The organism is Chryseobacterium sp. ERMR1:04 (assembly GCF_001297705.1).
Classification (GTDB): Bacteria; Bacteroidota; Bacteroidia; order Flavobacteriales; family Weeksellaceae; genus Chryseobacterium.
Window position 1 is genome coordinate 135,577 of sequence record NZ_LIRF01000007.1, and the last position, 26,071, is coordinate 161,647.

A 26,071-nucleotide genomic window follows, 5' to 3' on the forward strand; every position below is an offset into this window, starting at 1 on the left:
AAAATACATGGAAATCACAGAAAAATTAAAATCGAAAAAGGTTGTAAATTACTATAGAAATTTACGAAAAGAACTAAAAGAACAAATAGAAACAGGTCAGCAGTCAGAACTGGATCTCACGAAAGAAGTTACAGAGTTAGGTCTGTTGATTGTTGGTAAAACAAATTATTATGAAGCCCTGACTTTAGGCAGTAAGCGTGCTGAAGAAATTAAAGAACTTGTAAAGTCTGATATTTGGGAAGATAAAGAATATTATAAACTGCTGGTTTATTTTTTCGGTAAAAATGCTGAGCTAGTAAAACACGCATGGAGTAGAATGCCTTATAAAATGTACCAGACAGGATATTACCGTCGCTCGTTTCGTGCTCCCCATAATCATAAATTTACCATTCTTAATCAGTTAAATCTAATTGGGAATCTTTTGCAGCTGGCAAGCACCTATTCTTATGGTGATGGTGAGCAAAATTATAATCTCACGTTAGAAGAACAAATCATTTATGACCATGCAATATCGAATAATTCACATCAGTTTTACATTTGGTCAGCGGCAATAGATACAGGAAATAATGGTATTTATGAATTGATTGAAGATATTATTTTCAATAAACATAATGAAGGAAAAGTATCCCGTAATATTATCAAAGCATTATTGAATAGCGAGCAGCAACGTTGCTGGGAATTAGTTGAAAAACTTTTGCTTGCTGCACAACGTCAGGAAGGCCTTCGACAGACCGTTTTAGAAGCTTTAGATGAAACCAGTATCGGTGCTTTGCAATATATGACCAACGTAATCGTAGAGCATAAGCTTACTCGTTTTTCATCCGTTGTTCGCTCGGTAGATACATGGACTGGTTTAGGCTGGGACGGGGAGAAAGAATCTGTGGTGAGAGGTATTGTATCATTGGCTCATACGTATTTTAATGATCCCGAACAGATTCCTATTGCGATAAAAAGTAAGAATAATAATGAAGTTTACATGGCGCTTTGGGTGCAGGCAGTATGGGATGTAGAAAAAACGATTCCTTACCTGCATCAGTTATTTGATAAAGGGAATGCGGAAAAGAAATGTTTAGCGATAAAGTTCGCTGGAGAAACGCAGGATCCTTACATCCAAATGCCGTTGTATTATAAAGCAATATTGGAAGGGGATGTGCAAGTGTTAGCATTTGCAGGAGAGCCGTTATCGGATTTACTAAGTGCTAATAAAGAGTCGAAATTTTTTATTAACAATCCGGATTATCCGGATTTATTTGAGAAGCTGCATGAACTCACCAAAAAAATAGATACAAAGGAAAAGAAGTTCGAAGGAAAGATATTCTCTTGGCTTAATGCCACTTTCAATAAAAGTAATTTGTATGCTTCTATGTTTTATCTGGTCGGGGAGGATCGTGATAAATTGGCTGTTGTTCTTTCTTATTTTGATCAGTTTGAACTTTCATTACGAGAGTTGCTGACCCGAAATATTTTAGGAGATCTCTACTGCTATTCTTATTCCTATAATGCTCAAAAAAAGAAAAAAGCGGTAACTCCTTTCCAAAAAGAATTTGCATTTAAAATTCTAAAAGATAGAGGAGAGTCTTTGGTTGCTTCAGGAATGAATGTTTTACAACAAAATCCTTTAGATAAAGAAGAAGTAATAACTTTCTTTGATTTGTTTAAAAGAAAAAGCGGAACACTTCGTCAGAAATTAGTAGAATTGATTGTAGCGCAAACAGATGAAGCAGCTACGCCGTTGGTGGCTGAATTAATGGTTAAAGGTGATATCGAGCAACGTACTGCTTCATTGGATATCATGTTGCAGTTTCAAAAAAGTAAAAGAGTTCCTTTTCAGATTACTGAATGGACTCAGCAATATGCTGAAAAATCAAAAGTATCAGAAAGAGAACAGATTTTACTTAATCAGCTTAATCCTTCCGAGAATAAGGAAGTTCTTTCTGAAGAAAACGGATTCGGATTTTATGATCCTTCTATAATATCAAAATATGAACTCCCTAAAGTAGAAGCTGATTCTGTGTATTTGCAGGCTACTAAAAAAGATAAATACGGATTTACACAATCAATAGATCATATAAAAGGAGAATTAAAAAAATTATGTAATCTATTCCTTCAATATAAAGACCACGAATATGAAGTGGAAGACTGGAATGGTTCTGCGATGAAGGTTTTAATGGGTAATTCTTTCCGTCAAATAAAAAATAATATTGGAGGTTTTACCCCTCAACAAATAGCTGAAAACTATCCGTTACACGAAATATGGGAGCAATGGTATCAGGATTCAGGATTGCAGCCGCAGGATTTATTTTTACTGACTTTTATAGATAATTGCGACAGAAAGGTATTCAGAGAGTTTTTAGAAGGTTATGTCTTTTACCATAAAGATATCATAACCAACCCAATGAAAGGAGGCTATTATTGGGAGAATCCTATTAGCAGAATTCTGGAATCCCTACAATCTACACATGCCTTTGAAGAAAAAACAGATTTCTTAATTGATGCCTGCAGTACATTGTTTGCCAATCTTCCCGAAGATATTATCAATTATAAAGGGAAAGATGATAAAGATTACTATTATACTTTTAGAGGAAATGGGTGGCAAAAATTAGGTTTTTTTGATGTTTTTTTAAGGGCAATCCCTTTACAGGACCTTACTGATGAACAACACATCAAGCAATGGAATTTATACCGATGGATGCAGTATAATGGGTTGCAGGAAAATATAAAAATAAGTGTTCCTCCTTTCCATGCGTTTTGTAAAGCTTATCAGTTGGGAATTATTACCAAGGGTGAATTGTATGAAGGCATTTTCATGGGCGAATCTATTATACGAGATCTTACCACTACCAAATTTTACCATCACAGTGAGAAATATTTAGAAAAATATCCTTTCCTAAAACCCATTATAGATGAAATTCAAGCTAAATTTTTAGATATAGAACTTATCCGTGGAGATGCGGCTACAGAAGTTTCTCATTTTGTACAGGAGTTTCAGAATATCTATGGAACACAACGCTTGGTAGAGTTACTTAAAGGATTGGGGAAATCAAAATTATACGCCAATTATATCTATAACTACAGCAATGAGAGTATGACGAAGCAAAAGTTGTTCTCGTTTCTTTTATCTAATTGTCATCCTTTAGAAAGTGATACGCAGGAAGCTTTCAATGAAATGATGAAAAAGGAAAAGATTGTAGAGCTTCGTTTAATTGAGGCTGCAGTCTATGCTCCGCAATGGCAAAAGTTTATCAGCAGTTATTTAGGTTGGAAAGGTTTGGATTCTGCAATCTGGTGGATGCATTCCCATACCAAAACCAGCAGCTATGAGGCGCAAAATTCCGAATTAGAAAGTGAAGTTGCAAAATATTCATCTGTAGATGTTCAGGAATTTAAGGATGGAGCAGTAGATAAAGAATGGTTTACAAAAGCATATAAAGAATTAGGGAAAGCCCGTTGGGAAATGCTTTATGAGTCTGCAAAATATATTTCAGACGGAAATGGACACAGGCGAGCAAGGCTATATTCTGATACGCTTACGGGCGATTTAAAAATAAAAGAAGTAACGGCAAAAGTTAAAGACAAACGTGATCAGGATTATCTTCGTGTGTATGGATTAGTACCACTGAGTAAAACTAATCCTACAAAAGATGTATTGAGCCGATATGAATACATACAGCAATTCAAAAAAGAAAGTAAGGAGTTTGGTTCAATGAAACAAGCTAGTGAAGCTTTGGCTATTCGGGTGGCGTTAGAAAATTTAGCAAGAAATGCAGGGTATCCGGACCCGATAAGATTGACTTGGGCTATGGAAACCCAGCAAATTCAAAGCCTTTTATCTAAAGAAACCCAAGTTACCATTGATGGCGTTACTGTCGGCTTAATTATAGAAGACGATGGGAAAGCTGAAATTGTAGTATTCAGAGATGATAAGCAATTGAAATCTATTCCACCAAAAATCAAAAAAGATAAAGCCATTGTTGAATTGGGGAATAACCGAAAGATCATGCGCGAGCAATGGGCCCGTTCCAGAAAAGGATTGGAGGAAGCAATGATAAGAGGAGATGAGTTCTTTTTTGCAGAAATTAAAAATCTTTTTGATCATCCGGTAATCAAGAAACATTTAGAGAAACTGTTATTTATTTCAAACGCTAATACAATCGGGTTCTTTAATGATGGTAGTTTGATTAATGCACAAGGCGAAATTCAGGAATTAAAAGAAGATGCAACTTTGCGTATTGCCCATTGTGTAGACTTGCATGAGCATTCAGTTTGGAGCGACTATCAACATTATTGTTTTACAGAAAAATTAGTACAACCGTTTAAGCAAGTATTCAGAGAATTATATATACCAACACCCGATGAGTTGCAGGAAAAATCTGTATCTCGTCGCTATGCAGGACATCAGGTTCAGCCGAAGCAGGCATTAGCATTGCTAAAAACAAGAGGCTGGAAAGTAGATTACGAAGAAGGTTTACAAAAAGTATATCATAAAGAAGGTTTCCAGGTGAAGCTCTATGCAATGGCGAATTGGTTCTCGCCTGCTGAGGTAGAAAGTCCAACGCTTGAAACAATAGAATTTCATTCATTAAAAGACCATAAGAATATTCCGTTTGAAGATATTAATCCGAGATTATTTTCAGAAGTAATGCGGGATATAGATTTAGTAGTATCGGTAGCGCATGTAGGAGATGTAGATCCTGAAGCCAGCCATTCTTCTATTGAAATGCGAGCTGTCTTGATGAAAGAAACGGCCAGATTATTCAAGTTAGACAATGTAAGAATTGAAGGCTCACATGTGTTGGTAAAAGGTCAAATGGCAGAATACAGTGTACATCTAGGAAGTGCTGTTGTGCATCAGGTTCCGGGGAAATATTTATCGATCCTTCCTGTTCATTCGCAGCAAAGAGGAAGATTGTTTTTACCTTTTGCCGATGATGATCCGAAATCTGCTGAGGTAATGTCTAAAGTATTATTATTAGCTAAAGATGATGAAATACAGGATCCAACGATACTTTCACAAATAAAAAGAGAGTATGTTTAGGATATAGTCTTTTCTGAAATATAGATTCAAATAAAAGTACACTCTTGAAGTGTGCTTTTTTTGTAGTATTATGTTTTTGTGGGAATAAAAAAAGCACCTTTTTTCAGATGCTTGTGTTTTTAAGATATTGTTTTGGCTTAAACCTCGTCGTCAGAATCTATTGTGTAAGATTTGCTTTTGAAGTCCTTGTCATGCTTTTCTGATATTACATCCTCACCTTTTTCGTTAATGATGAAATCTGTGGATTCATTAAACATCTCCTGAAAACTTTTAAAATCCTCTTTGTAAAGATAAATTTTGTGTTTCTCGAATGTAGCCTCTCCATTCTCTCCGAAGTTCTTTTTGCTTTCGGTAATCGTAAGATAATAATCTCCTGCTTTCGTCTCGCGCACATCAAAGAAATAAGTTCTTCTTCCTGCTTTTAACACCTTCGTGAAAATTTCATTTTCATGGCGTTCCTTGTATTCACTCATTGTTAGATATTTTTTAATCTTGTTAAGAACAAATATAAAAGTTTTCTTTTAATCACAAAATTTTTTTTATGATTTATTTAACAATTCCGAACGAAATGGCTAAGCAGTTAAAGAATTGGTAATTTCGGTAAGATTAATAATTTTATCTGCTCTCTGAGCGCTAGACTCTCTGTGTGTGATAATTATGGACGTTGCGTTATGAATTTTTGTTTCTATATTTTCCAATATATTCTGTTCCGTTTCAGTATCCAATGCAGACAGTGAATCATCGAAAATAATGATGTTTGGATCTTTAATTAAGGCTCTGGCAATACAAATCCTCTGCTTCTGGCCTCCCGAAAGCATTACACCACGCTCACCAACCAGTGTTTTATATTGATCTTTGAAGCCGGTAATGTTCTTATCTACATCAGCGATCTTGGCATATTCAACTACTTTTTCGTGGGAAGGGTTGTCTATTGCAAACCCAATATTAGTCTCAATAGAATCTGAAAACAGATAACTTTCCTGAGGAATATAGCCAATATAATTTCTGTAGTTGTCGAGGTTATGCTCCTTCAGGTTTTTACCATCAATTAAAATTTCACCTTCTGTAGGATCAATTAATCGGCAAAGAAGCAGGGCAATGGTAGATTTTCCACTTCCTGTTTTACCCATTATAGCAAGAGATTGTCCGGCATCTATTTTAAAACTTAAATTATCTAAGGCTTTAATTCCGGTATTTGGATAAACGTAAGAAACATTTTTAAACTCAATGTCTCCTTTAATAGGATAAACGTCAAAGTTTTCATTAACGATATCCGACTTCTTATCTAAGAACTCATTAATTCTCTGCATAGATGCTTCTGCTCTTTGGTTTACGGACGTAACCCATCCAACCATAGAAAAAGGAAAGATCAAGGTGTTGATATACATAAAGAAATCTGCAATTTTACCGATGCTTAATTCTCCGTCAATATATTTTTGTCCACCAATTAAAATAATGGCTACGTTCAATAATCCGATTACGAATAAAATGATAGTAAAAAAGTAAGCTTCAGTTTTAGCCAAATCCAACGCTTTATCTTGATAGTCGGTTACTTTTACGCTGTAATTTTTCTTGATGTATTTTTCTTTTGCAAAAAACTTTACCACACGAATTCCCGAAAAGCTATCCTGTACAAAAGTGGAAATTGCAGACTGACTTTTCTGCATTATCTTCGACTTTTTATTAATAATGGAACTTACTTTATAGATTAGGAATGATAAAATAGGAAGGGGCAACAATGTCCAAAGAGTCATTGAGGCATCCGTTTTTACCATGTAAATACTTGTGATCAGTAATAAGACAATTAAGTTGGCCACATACATTACCCCGGGTCCCAGATACATTCTCACTGCTACTACATCTTCGCTTAATCGGTTCATTAAATCTCCGATCGTCGTTTTTTTGTAGTCTGTAAGTGATAATTCCTGATAATGTTTGTAGATTTTATTTTTAAGCTCGTATTCAATTCTTCTTGAAGCTACAATAATGGTCTGCCTCATCATAAAGGTGAAAAAACCTGTGAGAAGGGAGCACCCAACAATAATAGCAACGTAAATTAAAACCTGTTTACTAAAGCCAACATGCCCTTCTTTGGCAAAGCTGGCAAGGATATCAACAGACTTACCAACAAACTGTACCTTATAGATATTAAAGAAATTGCTGGCGATAATAAATAGTACCCCCCAAAACAATAATATTTTGTGTTTCCAAAAATAAGGGTTTAGAGTTTTTAAAGCTTTCATAAAGTTTTGCAAAATTACAAAAATACCATCACACTACGAATTTCATAAATTTTAAATTTCGTATCTTTGCACCCATAAAAAGCTCTTTGAATGTTAGGACGACGACAAATCCGTGAAAAAGTAGTAGAAAGTGTGTATTCTTACTACCAAAATCCAATAAAATTTGATGTTTTAGAGAAAAACATGTTCTCTGGAATAGAAAAAATCTATTATCTGTATATCTATGAACTCAACTTTTTAGTGGCGTTGAAAGATCTTGCAGAACATCAGATCGAAATCGGTAAGAATAAATACATCAAAACCGATGCTAATACCAATCCTAATCAAAAATTCATCAGCAACCAGGTATTAATTAAGCTTGAAGAAAATCCTGAGAGATTATTTTTTACTGGTCAGCATAAAGAATTAAAGTGGGATCTTCATGATGATCTATTGGTAAGAACTTTCCAAAGAATTACTGCAGGAAAGCGTTATCAGGATTTCATGAAAGAAGATGGGTATTCTTTTGAGGAAGATCAAAAATTTATTGGAAAACTATTTTTAAGATACATCGCTGAAAATGAAGATTTTCATGAATATCTTGGAGATAAGGAATTAACTTGGTATGATGATATTCATATTGCTAATTCAATGGTTCAAAAAACGATTGGTTTTCTAAAAGAAGATGAAGACAGCAGAACATTGATCAAAATGGTGAAAGATGAAGAAGACAGAGATTTTGCAGGTAAATTGTTGAGAGACACACTAAACAACTGGGAAAGCAATGAGAAAAAGCTGGGCGAGAGATTAGAAAACTGGGATTTGGACAGAGTTTCTTTAATGGACAAAGTTATTTTAACAACAGCAATTTCTGAGCTTGATAATTTTGCCTTAACCCCTTCAAGAGTAATTATTAATGAATATATTGAGATCGCTAAAGTATTTGCTACAGACAGATCAAATATTTTCATTAATGGGATTTTAGATAAATATTGTAAAGATCAAAATAGAATTTAATAAAATGAAAAAGACGTTATCAATTATCGCTTTGTCTATTATAGGCCTTGGTTTAGTTTCTTGTAAAAAAGAAAATAAAGAAGTTCAGGGATCAGATGCTGTAGCAATAGATTCTAGTGCTGCGAATAATTTGCCACCAGCTGATTCTACAGCAGCTCATGTAGGAGAAGCAGCGGGTACTCCAGCAGTAGCAGCAACTCCGGCTCCATCTAACCAACCATTAACAACAGTTGCTTTATCTGAAAATAGCTTCGATTTTGGGAAAGTTAAAAAAGGAGATAAAGTAGAGCACGTATATGAAATTACCAATACAGGAACTAATCCTTTGGTGATTTCTGAAGTAAAGCCTGGATGTGGATGTACCGTTCCTGATTTTACAAAAGAACCGATCTTACCTGGTAAAAAAGGAAAAATAACGTTGCATTTTGACTCTTCAAGCTTTGACGGAAACGTAAGTAAGTATGCAGACGTTTTTGCTAACGTAGATAAGGCTCCAATTAAATTAACATTTACAGCTAATATTCAACCATAATATAATGAGTGTATTAACAATATTTTTACAAGCAGCACCTGCAGGAGGTTCGTCTCCAATGATGTTGATCATGATGGGGGTAATGTTTGTAGGGTTTTATTTCTTAATGATAAGACCACAACAAGCAAAACAAAAGAAGGAAAAAACTTTCCAGGAGAATCTAAAAGTTGGAACTAGAGTAGTGCTTACTTCTGGTCTTCACGGAAGAATTGCTCAGGTTCAGGATGATGGTTTCGTTATTGAAACTTTATCTGGAAAATTAAAATTCGAAAAAGCAGCTGTTTCTAGAGAATTTACAGAAACTCGTTTTGGAGATAAAGCAGTAAAAACAACTGATAAACCAGTTGAGAAAAAAGAGATTGAAACTGAAAATAAATAATTTTTAGTTTTTAAGATATTACGTTTCGGCGCGGTGAGCAAAGCTCACCGCGCCGATTCTTTTTATAAAATCAATATTACACATAAAATTATGCATTCTGTCATTCAGAACGAAGCAAAGCGGAGTGAAGAATCTATCTTAATAATCTTAACAGCTTAATTAAAACTTAATGGTTTAATAGCAGACTTCTCTTTTGTAAAAACGATATTAATTGTGCTATTCGTGATAAAATTTGTGAAGTTTGTGTTTAAAAAATATCTTTGCCCAATGAATCAAAACACAAACAAAACCGTTCTTATCCTAGGTGCAAACTCCGATGTTGCCAAGCAATGTATCATTCAATATATTGAAAAAGGATTTTCAGTGATTGCTGCTTCCAGAAATACGAAATCGCTTGAGGATTTTATCACCAGAAATAATATAAATTCATCAAAAATTACAGTTTTATACTTTGATGCAGCTGATTTTGATTCACACCAAAAATTTTATGATGAACTTCCTGTAAAACCTCATATTGCGGTGTATGCAGCCGGTTTTTTGGTTGATAACGAAAAGGCGTTGAGAGATTTTAAAGGCGCTCAGCAAATGATGATTACCAATTATATGGGAGCTGTTTCTATTTTGAATATTATTGCAATGGATGAGCATAATAAAAACTTAGAAAGAATGATCGGACTGTCTTCGCTTTCAGGAGTGAGAGGAAGAAAAAGTAATTTTGTTTACGGGAGTACAAAAGCAGCATTTACTCAATATTTAGCAGGATTAAGACAGGAATTAGCTTCAAGAAAAATAACCGTGAATGTCTTAGTTATCGGCTATATCAGAACAAAGATAAATGAAGGATTGGAATTGAATGAATCTCTGATTATGGAACCCGATTATGTGGCCAGATTTATTGTCAACGCAAAAAACTCTTTTAGCATTGTTCCGAACTTTAAATGGAAAATTATTTATTATATTTTAAAAGCTTTACCTGAAAGTCTGGTTGCTAAATTACCGTAATATTTTTCATTGTATTTTTGTTTTTAGCAATCTATTTTCGTTGATTTTGAAAAATAGATTTATTTAATATTTTCAGTGTTTTAAATTGGGATATCTCTCAGATTAATAATAGTTTATATACGTTTCAGATTACTTTTTTTTATTATTTTTAGGAATTGATTCCTATTGAATAGATCAACAATAAAATAAAAAACAAATGAACGATTTTAAATTGAACAACATCCAACAACAATGGGATGCCTTCATGTACTCAGCTATTGCATGGGCTCCAAAGATTATTTCAGCAGTAATTTCGGCAATTCTGATCTATCTTATCGGATCTTGGCTTATAAGAATGGTCAATAGATTACTAGAGAAAGCCTTCAAAAAGCGTAATATGGATGCTTCTTTACAGCTTTTTCTTTTAAATATTATTAAATGGGGACTCAATATTATGCTCTTCATTGTTGTCGTGACGCAACTGGGAGTCCAAACCTCTGTATTTGTAGCGATAATAGGAGCTGCAGGCTTGGCAATAGGCTTAGCATTACAGGGCTCACTGACCAATTTTGCAGGCGGTATTATTATCTTATTATTAAAACCATTTAAGATAGGTGATTTTATTTCGTCTAGTTCAGGCGTTTCGGGGACGGTGAGTGGAATAGATGTTTTTCATACAAGAATAATAACTCCACAAAATCAATTGATTGTAATTCCTAATGGAGAGATTTCAAATAAAAGTATTACTAATTTTACACAACTAGGAACCCGAAGAACTTGGTTTGATATAGGAGTTTCTTATCATACAGACTTGAAAAAGGCAAAAGAAATATTATTGGAAGTGATCAACAATAATCAATATGCTCTTAAAGATCCTGCACCACAAGTAGTAGTCACTGAACTTAAAGATAGTGCCATCAATTTGTCTGTGCGAGTTACGACTTCCAATGAAAATTTCTGGACAATGAATGAAGAATTAACCATAGAATGTAAAGTAGCTCTTGATCGTGCCGGAATTGAAATTCCTTTCCCCCAAAGAGATATTCATGTTTACAATAAATAATTGATTCTTATTCGTTTGAGACTCATTACCATTATTCCTGCATTTATAAATGTGGGAATTTTTTGTATTTGTATAAATTTTAAAATAGAAAATTATTTCTTATATTTTCTAGATGTAGTAGAATAGGGTTAATATTGAAATTTAATAACATTTTGGATTAGGAAGATGATTTTTTATCCTAAACAGATGAATATTAATTAGCATTATTATATAAAAATTGATTTTATACAATAATGCTTGAGACATACTATTAGAAATCAATTACTGAAATATTAGGGATTCCATTATCGAATTGATATTTAAATTTATGTGTTTCTAATTCTCCATTTTCATGATAAAACTCTAACCTGAGTTCATATTTTCCGGATAAATTATAAAAATCATTTAAAGAGCATTCAACAGAGAATGTATGATCTTGTAAAGGTGAGGTATCCCAAGCTAATGCTTGGTAGTCATTATCTTCATCGTCAGCATTGGTATCATGATATACAATGATAACACTTACAGGAAGGCTCGAGGTATATTTTCCACTAATAATAATTTTATTATTAATAAATTCTCCTTTAAGTTTTGTTAAATTATTTTGAACCGGAGTGTACCAATTGCTTTTTTTTACCGTAGTAAAAGGTTGAGATGTAGAGAATACTGCACTTTCTGCTTTTGTTAGAAATATAGGCTCTTTACCATAGGTGTAATTTCCGGCTCCCATAAGGGCTGTTCCTAAAGTTGGTTGATCTGTCTTATGTTCTTTATCATGAGGGAAATTTAGCCCATGACCTAGCTCATGGGCAAGGCCTCCTATCCACTTTGTTGCAAGATCTCCTTGTGCTCCTGGATTTCCAAGTTTATCTACATCCATTCCGGGATAATCTAATGCATAACAAGTTGTACCTACCCCGTAGAATGGGGGACCGCCTGGATCATTAGGATCAGAACTATAGGAAGGAATAATCACTAATATATGTTCACTTTTCTTAGCGGTAGGATTATTCAGAAAATAATTGTCGATTTCACTTTTTACTGCAGGATATCCTTCATCATAAGAATAGGCTGTTTTTCCTTTTTCTCCTTTAATGGTAATAATATTAACTTTTGTATCGGATAAAAGATCAAGACCAAACGATTTATAGCCATATCCAGCTTTTTGTAGATTGTCACCATAAAATTTTTGTAATTGTAATAATATATTACTTAGCCTTTTCCTATAATTTTGTACGGTATCAATATCGTTAGGGACAAAATAAATAACGTTTAATTTGTAAGGATTATCTTTCCAGGTGTTGGTAAGAATATTGTCATCTTCTTTTGTAGTCCAAGAATCATTATTACATGAAGAAAGTGAAATAAAGCTAAGTAGTAAAATGATTACTAATGTGTTTGTATTTTTTTTTCTTTTCATAATTCAGTTTTTATTGTTAAATAAAAGTAACAATAAAATTGAACTAAATAATGATGATTCTGATTTAATTAACTTTAAATCAAGTTGTTGTGTTTTGGGTGATAAGAAGAAAATGATTTTATTTTACATTAAATAATAAAATTATGCATGTAATAATGTTTTTTGTATAAAGTAAATTCTTTAAAACCTTAATAAATAAGTTTATTATAAATAATAATTATTTGTTCATAAACAGAAGCTCCTTTCAAAATATCAGGAAAAAACTTTCCAATCAATTTTTTAATCAAATATTAAACGATTTTAGAATTTTCATTAATATCTAACGCTGTCAAAAACTCCAAATCTAGATAATAGTTATTGGGGATGTATTTATCAAAGTAAACTTTTGTGTTGGAATGTTTTTGAAAAATTTCTTTTAATGCAATCTTATCAATGTTTGTAAATGCTGTGAGGATTGGTAAAGACTTATCATAATATTGAATTGTAATTTTAGTTTTTACAAATTCAATATCACTTTTATTATAGAAAATGTTAGCATAATCATTTTGATTTTTTCCTACACCAAAAACATAGCTTTCTATTACAGCATGAGTTAAGTCTATATTCTCACAAATCTTATGGCGTTTTATATCTTGAATCACGATGTCTTTATGAAAATTTTCAAGTGGAAAGCCTTCTTCCTCATCCATCATATAGCGAATGTAAAGATATAGAGGAATTAAAATACAAAGTCCTCCAATAAAATACTCAGCTTTGAAAGAAGATTTGTGATACGGAGGGAGTTTGGGTTTACCACCTGCTCCATAGGCAACTAAATACATTCCAACAAACAAAGTGATGATAAGAGGTATTTGCCAAATTTTAAATTTTGATTTTTCTTTCATCATTAAAATCTGTGTTTTAATAAAAAAGCGGAGAAAAATCTCCGCTCTAAATTTATGCTTTTAAATTCAATTGTAATTCCAATTCATCGAGCTGTGCTTCGGCAATTGCGGCAGGCGCATCAATCATCACATCACGCCCTGAATTATTCTTAGGGAATGCGATATAATCTCTAATTACTTCATTTCCATCAAGAATAGCAACCAAACGGTCAAATCCGAAAGCCAAACCACCATGAGGAGGTGCTCCGTATTTGAAGGCGTTCATTAAGAATCCGAATTGAGCTTCTGCTTCTTCTTTTGAGAATCCTAATAAGTCAAACATTCTTGATTGAAGATCTCTATCGAAAATTCTGATAGAACCTCCACCAATTTCGTTTCCGTTCAATACCATATCGTAAGCATTGGCTCTTGCTTTTCCAGGATCAGTTTCCAATAAATGAATATCTTCAGTTTTTGGAGAGGTGAAAGGGTGGTGCATCGCGTGATAACGTCCACTTTCTTCGTCAAATTCCAATAACGGGAAGTCAACAACCCAAAGTGGTGCAAATACATCTCCTTTTCTTAATCCTAAACGGTTTCCAAGTTCCATTCTCAACGCAGAAAGCTGAGTTCTTACTTTGTGCTCATTTCCTGAAAGGATCAACATTAAATCGCCTTCTTTCGCTCCAAATTTCTCGATGATCTTCGCTAAATCTTCCTCGTTGTAGAATTTATTCACAGAAGAAGTTTTTACACCGTCATTCTGGAATTTAGCCCAAACCATTCCTGAAGCTCCAATTTGAGGACGTTTTACCCAATCCACTAATTCGTCGATTTGCTTTCTTGTATAATCTGCGCAACCTTCAACATTGATTCCGACAACCAATTCAGCGTCATCAAATATTTTAAAATCTTTTCCTTTTACTAATTCGTTTAATTCAACGAACTCCATTCCAAAACGGATATCCGGTTTGTCGTTCCCATATTTCTGCATGGCATCTGCGAATGTCATTCTTGGGAAGGTTCCGAATTCCTGACCTGTAATATCTTTGATCAGAGTTTTCGTCATTCCTTCAAAAACATTCATCACATCTTCCTGCTCTACGAAAGCCATTTCACAGTCGATTTGTGTAAATTCCGGCTGTCTGTCGGCTCTTAAATCCTCATCACGGAAACATTTCACGATCTGGAAATATTTATCCATTCCACCAACCATCAACAATTGTTTGAAAGTCTGTGGAGATTGTGGTAAAGCGTAAAACTGTCCCGGATTCATTCTGCTTGGTACAACGAAATCTCTTGCTCCTTCCGGAGTAGATTTGATTAAGACCGGAGTTTCAACCTCTATAAATCCTTCGTCTGAAAGATAATTTCTTACTTTCTGCGCCATTTTGTGACGGAAGATCAGTTTATCTCTTACCGGAGCTCTTCTGATATCCAAGTAACGGTATTTCATTCTTAATTCTTCACCACCGTCCGTTTCATCTTCAATCGTGAAAGGCGGAAGTTGAGATTCATTAAGAACTTCTAATTTTTCAACTAAAATTTCAATTTCTCCTGTTGGAATGTTTGGGTTTTTACTTACTCTTTCTATTACTTTTCCTGTAACCTGAATTACGAATTCACGTCCCAATTTTTTTACATTTTCCATCAATTCCGCTGAAGAACGGTCTTGGTCGAAAACCAACTGAGTAATTCCGTAACGATCTCGAAGATCTATCCAAATCATAAATCCTTTATCACGGATAGTTTGTACCCATCCTGAAAGCGTAACTTCTTCATTAAGATTTTTTAGAGATAATTCTCCGTTTGTGTGCGATCGAAACATAATTATTTGTTTAAAGTTCAATGTTTAAGACCCAATATTTTGAGTCTTTAATTTTCGTTTGCAAAGATAAGATTTTTGGAGGTTTTAAAAACAAAAAAACTTCCCGAAGGAAGTTTTAAAATATTATTTATTGAATTTTTTTACAAAACCAATTTATATTTATTTTGAATGGAATTATTTTTTGATAAATTTAGAAGAGAATTTTCCGTCTTTATTTTCTATCGTTAAAATATAATTTCCTTTAATAAGTGAAGATACATTTACACCTTTGCTTCCATCTACATTGTCTTTAGAGATTACTAATCTTCCTTCGAATGAATAAATGTTCATTTTACCAGTTGCATTGAAGCTGATGATATCATCTGCAGGATTTGGATAGCAAACTATACTCTTGGTAAGTTTAACTTCTTTTGTTCCTAAAACAGTACTTTCAATATAAACAGCATTTTTAAAAGTTGGTCCCCAAACTCCTTGGTTATCTTTTACTCTTACATTAAAGATATGAAAACCTATTGGCTGAGCAATTGGGATGTTGTTTTGTAAAATATTTTCAACAGCATTATCAAAGCTACCATCTACTGCTGTTAATACAGTTGCATTTCCTTCTCCCGGATCTGTATCCCAAAAATATTCTGCATTTGTAAGATTTACCGCTCCTGTAATAGAAGGTGTTCCGGTATGAATTACATTTTTAAATATTGGTCCCCATACTCCTTGGCTATCTTTTATTCTTACATTAAGAACATGAAAACCGGCAGATGCTGGAATCGCAATGTTATTTTGCAAAATATCTTCAATAGCATTATCAAAATTACCATCCAAAGCTGTTAGTGGATTTGCACTTCCCTCTCCTGGATCTGCATCCCAAAAGTACTCCGCATTATTTATTTTTACTTGCGCTTGAAATAAAAATACAAATAACGAAAAAGCACATATAAATATCTTTTTGTTCATTGTTATCATATTTTTATTATTTGGAAATTCCTGTTGCTTCAGCTTGAATAGTTGTGGTTCCTGAATAAACCTTTCTTGGTGTATTTAAGAACATTACTCTTGGCTTGTTTCCTGCGTTACTTGGCCAGTAGTTCACCCATGAGTTAGAACCTCCCAAAGGACCTATATCATTTCTAGTAAGATCCAAATCTTGATATTCGTCGTCATTAATACCTGCGTTTATGATAGCTCCAGTAGAAACTTCAGTAGTTAAATTCATTGTATAAACACCATTAATGTTTCCACTTGAAATATCGACTCCTGCTGATCTAAGTGATTCAGTACTAAAGTTATTATTAGCGATAACTGTAGCTGAAGCGGCGGAACTGGCACCAATATGGTAATCATATTGATACGAACTAGGATTTATCAAGATATTATTAGCGATATTTATAATTCCAGAATTTACTGTGCTGATTGATATTGTGTCATCGTAGGAATTTACAGTATGACTTGTGATAAAACGGTTATTTTGAATAAGATTTGTAGAATTTGCTTTGATTGAATTAATTGCAAGAACAGGATTTATATATGTTATAGTATTAGTTCCTTGAACTTTAGCATCATTGTTAAATATTTTTAAAGGGTAACTAGTTGTATTGAGACTTATTACACTTGTAAATTCGGCACTTAAGTATAAGGAGTTTGCAATTATTTGAACATCTGTTGTTGCTAATGGTGCAGCATCATTAGTTAAATTAAGAGTTCTCAGAGAATTTGCTGTGATTTTTCCATGAACAAAATATAAGTCGTTACAAGAGCTTTGCGAGACATTAGCCGTTACATTTTTAGAATTGTCTAAATCAATGTTTTGGTCTACAGTACAATTAATTATATTTAAAGTAGCTCTTCCACCCGATAAGGTTACTACTGATGTAGCAATCGAACTTTGAAAAGCATACATGTTGTTTATTGTAACCACTCTATTTACCGCAGGGACAATAGAAATAGTTCCTTGAACATAGTATTTACTGAAATTGATTTCAGAAGCAAAAGTAAGAGATTTGTTAATGGTAAGGTTCTCTAAATAAGGAATATTTCCTGTTTTAGGTCTGATAATAATACGGTCACCATCATTAGCTGCAGCTATTGCTTCAGAAATTGTGGCATAAGCTCCTCCGGCTCCCAAATCACGTACATACAGGTCGGCCGCTTTAATTTTTCCAAAACTTATTATGCATACCAATGCATAAAAAAGGTACTTTGTTTTCATTGTTATAGTTAGTTTTTTTGTTAATTCGACAAAAATATAGATTTTTTTCTTATTGAAAAGATCGTTGAAAATATAGAAAATTAAATTTTTCGGAAAGGAGTATAAGTGTTTGCTTTAAAATTAATATTATGTTTATTATTTTGATAATAGTATAAGATTATTATTTATCATTATTGAATTTTTAAATATTTATAATGATATTGTTAATTTTAATAATTCATTAGTGTGCATATAAGGAATTATTATTTTATTATAAGTTTTTACTAATATTTGAATGTGTAATTTTGAAAGCATTCAAGTGAATCATGAAAAGATATTTAAATTTCTTAAAAAGAGCATTCAACGGGGAAGATGTGGATTATACCAAAATAAGTATCAGAAGTGCAGTGCTTCTTTTGGCAATTCCTATGATGTTGGAAATGGCAATGGAATCTGTTTTTGCATTGGTGGACTTATATTTTGTAGGACATCTTAAAGAAAGTGGATATGCGATACAAACTGTGGGTTTAACAGAATCTGTTCTTTCCGTCATGTATTCTATTGCTATTGGGATGAGTATGGCCGCAACCGCTTTAGTAGCGAGAAGAATTGGGGAGAAGAATCCTGAGCAGGCTTCGAGAAGTGCCGCACAGGTTTTATTTGTTTCCTTTATTGTGACACTTGTCCTGAGTGTATTTGGGGTGATTTATGCCGAGGAAATTTTAATTCTCATGGGATCTAAACCGGAAGCCGCGGCATATGGTAAAGATTTTACAAGACTCATGATGGGAAGTAGTGTTATCATCATGCTTTTGTTTTTGATTAATGGGATTTTCAGAGGAGCAGGAAATGCAGCAATCGCTATGAAAAGTTTATGGATTGCCAATATTGCAAACATTATATTGTGTCCTGTTTTAATCAAAGGTTTCGGACCAATTCCTGCACTGGGACTTACAGGTGCTGCTCTTGCAACTACGATAGGAAGAAGTATTGGGGTTGTTTACCAATTATATCATCTCTTAGTTGCTGATACCCAAATTAGAATCAAATTACATTATTTTAAACCCAATCTTAAACTGATAAACTCTGTTGTAAAAATTGCAACACCTGGAATCTTTCAATTTGTGATTGCATCTTGCAGTTGGATTTTTCTGGCTAAACTGGTTGCTACAACAGGTGAAGAGAATGCTTCAGCAGGGTACCAAACTGCCCTTAGATTAATGATGTTTTTTATTCTGCCGGCTTGGGGATTAAGTAATGCTGCTTCTACGTTGGTAGGACAAAATATGGGAGCTAATGAAATCTTGCGAGCAGAGCAGTCTGTAATGAAAACGGTAAAATATAACGTTGTTTTCATGCTTATTGTGAGTTTGATCTTTTTCTTTTTAGGAGACTTCTTAGTAGGTTTTTTCACTCAGGAAACGGAGATTAAAAATTACGCAAAAAATGCATTGCACATTATGAGTGTTGGGTTTGTTTTTTATGGAATAGGAATGGTTATGATTAATTCTTTTAACGGAGCAGGAGATACATGGACACCGACTTGGGTTAATTTCTTTGGATTTTGGATGTTTCAGATTCCATTCGCTTATTTTCTTTCAGAACATTTGGAAATGGGTCCAAAAGGTGTTTTTATTTCTATTCCGGCTGCAGAAACCCTAATAACAGTTATTGCATTTATTTTGTTTAAAAAAGGAAAGTGGAAAACGATGAAAGTCTGAGAAAGTGAGAAGAAAGCTATATGTTTATGAAGTCTGAGATCTACGCCTGAATAATAACCTGCAACTTCTATCCTAACATTATAATAATTTTAACAAGCAATGTTTTGAAGTCTCAATCTGATTGTCTACATTCGTTATAAATCAACAAAATACTTTAATTTATGGGAAAAGGAGACAAGAAATCCAGAAGAGGAAAAATTAATAACGGAAGCTACGGAAAGAGAAGACTTCGAAAAGCTTCAAAATCATTTGCAGTTGCAGAAGAAAAATCTAAGAAGTAATGAAAATAAAAAAGACCAAAGATAAATTCTTTGGCCTTTTTTGATATAATCAAATTAAACTATTTTCCAAAAAGACCTCCCAGGATATCTCCTAGTCCGCCACCTCCTTGTTGTTTTTGTTGAGCGTTTCCACCTCCAAGAACACTTCCTAAAATGTCATTTAGAGGATTTCCTGAAGATTGTGATTGTCCATTACCAAGAACACTTCCTAAGATATCGTTCAATGGGCTAGAACTTTGAGTCTGAGCTTGGTTAGACGCATTTCCTAAAATCCCACCCAGAAGATCTCCTAGACCTCCAGCACCAACATTGCTCTGTTGTTTTTCTTTTCCAATATATCCCATGATCACAGGAGCTAGCATGGCTAGAATAGGTCCAATTTTATCAATTGAAATTCCTGTGTTTTGTGATAATTGGTTCTCTACATTTTCTTTGTCACCTCCAAAAACATGATTTAGAATTGATCCGCCTTCAGATTGTCTTGCTTCTAATTGTGAAGCATCGTTTAAAATACTCCCATCATGGTCTTTATCCAATGCACTATTCAAAGCTTCTGCTTCTTTAGCATCTTGAGATTTATTTCTAAGATAAGAAATAACCAACGGGGCTGCTACAGCTAATAAAGCGATTATTTGGTTCTTACTGATACCAAATTTATTCTCAGCTTGTTGTGCAACTTCGTTACCCGTGTTACCTGTAAGTAAGTCGATTAAACTCATGTTTGTGTTTGTTTTATTATTAAGTAAATCAAAGTTATTAAAAAATGTGTTTGATATTTTTTTTTAACAATATTTTTTACTAAAGTTTTCTTATTTCCTCAGAAGTATAGCCTTTACTTTTTAATTCTTTGATGTAATCTTCTGCGCTTTCTATCATCCAAAACATGGGTTCGGGAGCCGTTTTTTTATCAATAGTGAACTCCAAAATACCAACATTATTGTTCATCCATGGTAGCATATAGTAATTTAATCCGCCTTTATAACTTTTTAGATTATGAAATTCCTGCCCTTTTGAAGTGGATAGCAATACTTTAAAAGAAAGAAAATAAAAAGCAGGAATTAAAAGGCAAACCCACGATAATTTTTTAATCAACGGATATTTTGCAAATGATGATGAGATACCATATCCTATAGACAATGCGAAAATAAGATTAAACGGTATAAAGAATACATAATTGTCGGATACGGCATAAAATGTTGCAAAACCATAGACTAGCAATGAAGCCAGGAAGAACACAAAAAACATTTTTCTGTTCGTTTTGTACAATGAAATAATACCAATTATTCCAAAAATAATAAACACATTAAAATTATAGAGCAGATATATTGCTGATTTTCCTAAATCCTGAATACATTGAACTGTGTTTTTTTTAAATGTTTCTTCAATCCAATGACCTCTATCTGTGGAAAATGGTGAATTTAAAGGCAATCCGCTTAAAGAATTCAAAATAAACATTGATCCAAAAATAGCTAGGAAAATAAAAAGTGAAGAGTAAACTGACTTTTTTTCGGCTTTACAATAGAACAAGAAAAGTAAAAAAGCAGGTACTAATAATATGTTTTGTATATGCAGCCAAAGACTTATCCCGAGGAAAATAGCACTTAATAGAATGTATTTATTCTCCTTTGATTGAAAAGTTTTAATAATACAAAAAAAGAATAGACTTATCCATAAGGTATTGTATGTATAAACCTCTACTATTTCGGTGTTTTTCCAAAAAGTAAAACTAAAACCGAATATAAAAGCGGTCATGATAGCGACCCAGTCGGATTTTACAAGAACTTTAATACTAAGATATACAACGGAAACTGTAGCTGCTGCACAAAAAATAATCAGTAATCTGCTTGCTTCTATAGCATTAAGATTTGTGATATCTGTGATTAAAATCACGGTGTTGGTATATAGGAAGTGTGTGGTAGCAGTAGCCGTTTGCATGTATTGCCCTTTTTCTGCAAGAAGTACAAAATCTACAGCATCAGCAAAAGGAATTCTGCTGAAACTTCCAATATAATAAATGAAAAAGAAGAGTAAAAATAAGAGAATAGAATAGTAAAACTTCTTAGACATTTATTAATTTTTCAAAATTGGAACATTAGAACATGCCTCTCCAAACATTAGAGATTTTACGATGGGTTGTAACTGTTCAACCAATTCTATATAAGCATTTTCAGGGATTTCTTTATCGGAACAACCTTTTACCAAAACTCTTTTTCCTCTCATTTCTTCAAAGTCGTAAGTCTGTACAGCGTTGTGCATTAAGATAACCTCAAGATCTTCAAGATTTCCGAATACTATTTTTTTTGCAACGCTTGTAAGTTTAGCCGTTAGCACAAAATAAGCCCAAAGAGGAACAATAGCATCTGCTGAATTATAGATGTAAATATAAGTGCCCTCATATTCCTCAGTATTAATCAATGCTACTTTTTCGCGGAAATCTTTTTCCTTCAATATCATTTCCATAAAAAGGAAATCTTTAAGGTCAATTCCCTTTCTTATCCCTTTAGGAACCAGATCGGAAAGATCAAAATTTATCAAACCGCTTTCTGCAACTTTATTTCTGATTTCAAATTCTTCTGACATTTTTTATCATTATCTTTGAACAAATTTACAAATTAAGATCTTATAAAGCTCTAATTTGTTCTCTATCCTTGTCATAGAAACCTCCCATGATTAAAAATCATTCAATAAAAATAAAAGGAGGTCCTTGATGACTATAAAAACAAATAAAAAGGTTTCAGGAAAAATGGAATATTATATTATCGCAGGAGAGGCGTCCGGAGATTTACACGGAAGCAATTTAATGAAATCTTTAAAACAGAAAGATCCTAACGCAGAATTTCGTTTTTGGGGGGGGATCTGATGAAAGAGCAGGGGGAATATTGGTAAAACATTACCGTGATCTTGCATTCATGGGATTCTTGGAAGTAGCAATGAACCTGAGAACGATCCTGAATAATATTAAAATTTGTAAAGAAGACATTAAGGCTCATCAACCGGATGTTTTAATTTTGGTTGATTATCCTGGTTTTAATTTAAGAATAGCAAAGTTTGCAAAAGAGCTCGGAATCAAAGTAATCTATTATATTTCTCCCCAGCTTTGGGCTTGGAAAGAAGGTAGGGTAGAGATCATCAAAAAATATGTTGATGAAATGATGGTAATTCTTCCTTTCGAAGAAGAGTTTTATAAAAAGCATGGGGTGCATTCTCATTTTGTTGGACATCCTCTATTAGACGCCATTTCGAGTTTGAAAGAAATTAGTATTGATGATTTCAAAAAAGAGCATGGTTTAAATGAAAAAGAAATCATTGCCCTTTTACCGGGTTCCAGAAAACAGGAAGTGGAAAAAATGCTCGAAATTATGCTTTCTGTGAGGCCTCATTTTAAAAATTATCAATTTGTAATTGCCGGGGCACCAAGTCTTCCGAAGGAGTTTTATCAGAAATATGTTGACGATAACGTTCATTTTGTTTCCAATAAAACCTATGATTTATTAAGATGTTCTAAAGCAGCGTTGGTAACGTCTGGAACAGCTACGTTAGAAACAGCTTTGCTGAATGTTCCCGAAGTGGTTTGTTATCGAGGAAGTAAGATTTCTTATGCTATTGCCAAAAGACTGGTTAAAAACATCAAATATATTTCTTTGGTTAATTTGATTATGGATCGTGAGGTTGTAAAAGAATTAATTCAAAATGATTTGAATACCAAAAGCCTTGTTGAAGAATTAAATAAAGTTTTGGAAGGCGAGAAGAGGAATCAACTTTTAAAAGATTACGAATTACTCAGAGAAAAATTAGGAGGAAGCGGAGCAAGTGATCACGCAGCCGATGTGATTTTAAAAATTTAAAATATTGACTTACATATAAATATCGTAGAAAATTTTTCTACGATATTTTATTTTTTAGACGAATCTGGCGTTTTTTTCTAAAATCTAAAAAATTGATGTGCTATTCTTATTTCAAATAAATATTTTTGAGTAACACAAATATTTTGAATAAACAACCACTTTTGATTCTGGTCACCTGTTTCATTCTTGGGATTTTTTTTCAGGATAAGTTTCCGGTAGATGAAAATTGGGTTTTTCTCATCATCGGTATTTGTTTACTCATTACAATTTTTACATTCTTTAAATCCTATTTTTTGTTTAAACTAAAGCCTTATATGCTAGGTTTAATGTTTTTTGCCGTAGGGATTGCTCTTCATTTTTTCAACTCCTTTTCTTCTGAAAAAAGGATTGATTCTCAAAATCAAACAATAGTTTTTAAAATTTCTAAAAAACTAAATTCAACAGATAAATACAAAAAATATGAAGTAATTGCTCAATCAGAAAAAGAAGATTTTAATTCTATTCTGTATATTCCAAAAAAGAGTAAAGAACTTGATTTTAAGCATTATTACAAGGCTAAAGTATATCTCACGCAACCGAAGCCTCCTCAATATGATTTTCAGTTTAATTATGCTAAATATTTACAGCGAAAAAATATTGATCGTCAAAGTTATTTGTCAGAAGGAATTTCTTCTGCTTTTAGAAATGATTTAAGTTGGAATGAAAAGATTCTGCAGAAAAGACTTGAAGTTCTCCAAAATATTGATCAATCTACAATGTCACCACAAAGTAGAGAATTTCTAAAAGGGATTATTTTAGCAGACAGAACAGAAATAGATTCAGAAACAGTGCGTGATTTTAATACATCCGGATTAATGCATTTCTTAGCAATTTCTGGAACCCATATTGTGGTTATTTTCGGACTGTTTTATTTTTTATGTATGTATTTTCTTTCTTTAAAGCTGAGAAAATGGGTGATGATTTTAAGCCTGATATTTATTTGGTTATTCGCTGCGTTCATCGGGTTTGGGAACTCTGTATTACGGTCTTGTATTATGTTGAGTGTGTATTTTATTTATGTTTTACTTCAAAGAAAATCAGATGTTTTGCATTCATTGGCATTGTCTGCTTTTATTATTTTGATTCTGGATACCCAACAGATTTTTGATGTAGGATTTCAATTAAGCTTCATGGCTGTTCTTGGGATTTTTTGGTTGAATCAGCCTATTTTAAAACATTTCCCAAAACAGGATAATTACTTTAAAAAGTTAGTTTTCAATACAATTTCAATTTCTGTGTCAGCGCAACTGGCAACACTTCCTTTGGTATTGTATTATTTCCATCAATTTTCATTTATTTCAATTTTGGCGAATTTTATTATTGTCCCTTTTTCGGAAATTATTATTGTCTTTTCATTTTTAATGACTGGTTTGATTGCTTTTAACATTGATTTTACTTTAATCGATATTGTATATGATTTTACCATTAAAATTTTGTTGAAAGGAATTCATTGGTTCGCTGATTTTTCCATGTTTTTTGAAAACATTCCCATGAATTTAATGGAGGTCCTTTCGCTTTTTGTGATCGTGTATTTGCTGAGGTTTGCCATTTTAAAATTCAATTATAAAAATTCAGCGAGATTGGTAATGGCCGTTTTTGTGTTTTTAATTATAAGAATAAGTTGTAACACAATTGAATATCAAAATGAAGAAGTTCTGATTCATGATTTTTATAAACATAAAGTATTTTCTGTGAGAAAAGGAAATGAAGTTTGTTTTTGGGTTGAAAATAATTCAAATCTTGATAAGATTACTAAATATATTATTAATCCATACAAATCTTCAAGGAGATTACAAGCGATTGAAGTGAAATTTTTTCCAACTTTAACACAAAAGGTGGTGTATAAGGGTAAAGTTTACCATATAAATTAATTGTCACCCTTTTTCGTTTTTCCTTTATTTATAATGCTTTATAGCTTTATTTAGAAAGATTATAAACTGACTAATAGTGAGATTTCTCACTTTTGAATATAGTTAACATTTCTTAATTTTGTAGAAATTCAAATTTAAACTTATATGGCAGGTTTAACGAGTTCTACAATAGGTAGAAAATATGCTATGGCATTATCAGCTATGTTTTTGCTGATTTTTCTTATACTGCATTTAACGACAAACTTATTATCCGTTATCAATCGCGATGCTTTCAATACAGCATCCGATTTCATGGGGTATAATCCTTTTGTTCAGTTCCTCATGCAACCTGTTCTGGGTTTTGCAGTTCTTTTCCATTTTATTCTGGGATTTGTATTAGAGGTTAAGAATAACAAAGCGCGTCCTGTAAAATACGCTGCGAACAACGCTTCTGTGAATTCTTCATGGATGTCTAGAAATATGATTATTTCTGGTGCTGTTGTTTTAGCATTTTTAGGATTGCACTTATATGATTTCTGGTTACATGAAATCAACTACAAGTATGTAGAAGGATTGGCTCCTGATGCAGAACGTTTTTGGCCGGAATTGCACGAGAAGTTTGCTGATTTCTGGAGAGTGGCAATCTATGTAATTGCTTTTGTTTTATTGGGATTACACTTAGCTCACGGTTTTCAGTCTTCATTCCAATCAATTGGTGCAAGACATCCGAAATACACTCCGGTAATTAAAGCTTTAGGAAAATGGTACTCAATCCTTATTCCTGCAGGATTTATTTTTATTGCGATTTTTCATTTTATAACTCAATAATAT

General features: G+C 33.0%; 20 protein-coding genes and 1 pseudogene. 11 read left to right on the forward strand and 10 right to left on the reverse strand.

Annotated features, from left to right (window positions below; genetic code table 11):
* Positions 1-7: 7 nt before the first annotated feature.
* On the forward strand, positions 8-5,035 hold the full coding sequence (locus tag AMQ68_RS15380; protein WP_054511516.1) for a DUF4132 domain-containing protein: 5,028 nt from the start codon (positions 8-10) through the stop codon (positions 5,033-5,035).
* A gap of 137 nt (positions 5,036-5,172) precedes the next feature.
* Here AMQ68_RS15380 and AMQ68_RS15385 read toward each other — a convergent pair whose 3' ends face one another.
* Complete coding sequence (locus AMQ68_RS15385; RefSeq protein ID WP_034679055.1) at positions 5,173-5,508, reverse strand: DUF3276 family protein; 336 nt, start codon at positions 5,506-5,508, stop codon at positions 5,173-5,175.
* A 99-nt stretch (positions 5,509-5,607) separates the two neighbouring features.
* A complete protein-coding gene (locus AMQ68_RS15390) occupies positions 5,608-7,278 on the reverse strand; it encodes an ABC transporter ATP-binding protein (RefSeq protein ID WP_054511517.1) in 1,671 nt (556 codons plus the stop codon).
* Between the two features lie 90 nt (positions 7,279-7,368).
* On the opposite strand from AMQ68_RS15390, the gene AMQ68_RS15395 reads away from it, so the two are divergent.
* From AMQ68_RS15395 to AMQ68_RS15415, 5 genes are all read left to right on the forward strand, one after another.
* Positions 7,369-8,274, forward strand: coding sequence for a transcription antitermination protein NusB (locus AMQ68_RS15395; protein WP_054511518.1), 906 nt, complete (start codon positions 7,369-7,371; stop codon positions 8,272-8,274).
* Positions 8,275-8,278: 4 nt separating this feature from the next.
* Positions 8,279-8,806 carry a DUF1573 domain-containing protein gene (locus AMQ68_RS15400; protein WP_054511519.1) on the forward strand — a complete coding sequence of 176 codons (528 nt, stop codon included), beginning with the start codon at positions 8,279-8,281 and terminating at the stop codon, positions 8,804-8,806.
* Between the two features lie 4 nt (positions 8,807-8,810).
* Complete coding sequence (gene yajC / locus AMQ68_RS15405) at positions 8,811-9,185, forward strand: preprotein translocase subunit YajC (RefSeq protein WP_054511520.1); 375 nt, start codon at positions 8,811-8,813, stop codon at positions 9,183-9,185.
* A gap of 267 nt (positions 9,186-9,452) precedes the next feature.
* Positions 9,453-10,187: an SDR family NAD(P)-dependent oxidoreductase gene (locus tag AMQ68_RS15410; protein ID WP_054511521.1), complete on the forward strand. Its 735-nt coding sequence runs from the start codon at positions 9,453-9,455 to the stop codon at positions 10,185-10,187.
* Between the two features lie 196 nt (positions 10,188-10,383).
* On the forward strand, positions 10,384-11,229 hold the full coding sequence (locus tag AMQ68_RS15415) for a mechanosensitive ion channel family protein (RefSeq protein WP_054511522.1): 846 nt from the start codon (positions 10,384-10,386) through the stop codon (positions 11,227-11,229).
* Positions 11,230-11,479: 250 nt separating this feature from the next.
* On the opposite strand, the gene AMQ68_RS15420 is transcribed toward AMQ68_RS15415, so the two are convergent.
* From AMQ68_RS15420 to AMQ68_RS15440, 5 genes are all read right to left on the reverse strand, one after another.
* On the reverse strand, positions 11,480-12,628 hold the full coding sequence (locus tag AMQ68_RS15420) for a hypothetical protein (RefSeq protein ID WP_054511523.1): 1,149 nt from the start codon (positions 12,626-12,628) through the stop codon (positions 11,480-11,482).
* 290 nt (positions 12,629-12,918) lie between these two features.
* Positions 12,919-13,515 carry a hypothetical protein gene (locus AMQ68_RS15425; RefSeq protein WP_054511524.1) on the reverse strand — a complete coding sequence of 199 codons (597 nt, stop codon included), beginning with the start codon at positions 13,513-13,515 and terminating at the stop codon, positions 12,919-12,921.
* A 49-nt stretch (positions 13,516-13,564) separates the two neighbouring features.
* A complete protein-coding gene (gene aspS / locus AMQ68_RS15430) occupies positions 13,565-15,319 on the reverse strand; it encodes an aspartate--tRNA ligase (protein WP_054511525.1) in 1,755 nt (584 codons plus the stop codon).
* Between the two features lie 174 nt (positions 15,320-15,493).
* Positions 15,494-16,273 carry a T9SS type A sorting domain-containing protein gene (locus AMQ68_RS15435; RefSeq protein WP_054511526.1) on the reverse strand — a complete coding sequence of 260 codons (780 nt, stop codon included), beginning with the start codon at positions 16,271-16,273 and terminating at the stop codon, positions 15,494-15,496.
* Positions 16,274-16,289: 16 nt separating this feature from the next.
* On the reverse strand, positions 16,290-17,525 hold the full coding sequence (locus AMQ68_RS15440; RefSeq protein ID WP_054511527.1) for a hypothetical protein: 1,236 nt from the start codon (positions 17,523-17,525) through the stop codon (positions 16,290-16,292).
* A 305-nt stretch (positions 17,526-17,830) separates the two neighbouring features.
* Here AMQ68_RS15440 and AMQ68_RS15445 point away from each other — a divergent pair, with 305 nt between their 5' ends.
* Together AMQ68_RS15445 and AMQ68_RS24730 are read left to right on the forward strand one after the other, a co-directional pair.
* Positions 17,831-19,225 (forward strand): MATE family efflux transporter, encoded by a 1,395-nt coding sequence (locus tag AMQ68_RS15445; RefSeq protein ID WP_054511528.1) that lies wholly within the window; start codon positions 17,831-17,833, stop codon positions 19,223-19,225.
* Positions 19,226-19,386: 161 nt separating this feature from the next.
* Positions 19,387-19,506 carry a 30S ribosomal protein THX gene (locus AMQ68_RS24730; RefSeq protein ID WP_071254860.1) on the forward strand — a complete coding sequence of 40 codons (120 nt, stop codon included), beginning with the start codon at positions 19,387-19,389 and terminating at the stop codon, positions 19,504-19,506.
* A gap of 59 nt (positions 19,507-19,565) precedes the next feature.
* Here AMQ68_RS24730 and AMQ68_RS15450 read toward each other — a convergent pair whose 3' ends face one another.
* The 3 genes from AMQ68_RS15450 to AMQ68_RS15460 all read right to left on the reverse strand — a co-directional run bounded on the left by AMQ68_RS15450 (position 19,566) and on the right by AMQ68_RS15460 (position 22,086).
* Positions 19,566-20,225, reverse strand: a complete 660-nt coding sequence (locus AMQ68_RS15450; protein ID WP_054511529.1) for a DUF937 domain-containing protein — start codon at positions 20,223-20,225, stop codon at positions 19,566-19,568.
* Between the two features lie 79 nt (positions 20,226-20,304).
* On the reverse strand, positions 20,305-21,573 hold the full coding sequence (locus AMQ68_RS15455; RefSeq protein WP_054511530.1) for a DUF2723 domain-containing protein: 1,269 nt from the start codon (positions 21,571-21,573) through the stop codon (positions 20,305-20,307).
* Between the two features lie 3 nt (positions 21,574-21,576).
* Positions 21,577-22,086 carry a DUF2480 family protein gene (locus tag AMQ68_RS15460; protein WP_054511531.1) on the reverse strand — a complete coding sequence of 170 codons (510 nt, stop codon included), beginning with the start codon at positions 22,084-22,086 and terminating at the stop codon, positions 21,577-21,579.
* Positions 22,087-22,249: 163 nt separating this feature from the next.
* On the opposite strand from AMQ68_RS15460, the pseudogene lpxB reads away from it, so the two are divergent.
* From lpxB to AMQ68_RS15475, 3 genes and pseudogenes are all read left to right on the forward strand, one after another.
* Positions 22,250-23,351 (forward strand): annotated as a pseudogene (gene lpxB, locus AMQ68_RS15465) (lipid-A-disaccharide synthase).
* Positions 23,352-23,512: 161 nt separating this feature from the next.
* Complete coding sequence (locus AMQ68_RS15470) at positions 23,513-25,261, forward strand: ComEC/Rec2 family competence protein (RefSeq protein ID WP_241775165.1); 1,749 nt, start codon at positions 23,513-23,515, stop codon at positions 25,259-25,261.
* Positions 25,262-25,405: 144 nt separating this feature from the next.
* Entirely contained in the window at positions 25,406-26,068 is a 663-nt protein-coding gene (locus tag AMQ68_RS15475) for a succinate dehydrogenase cytochrome b subunit (RefSeq protein ID WP_054511533.1), read from the forward strand.
* Positions 26,069-26,071 lie beyond the last annotated feature (3 nt).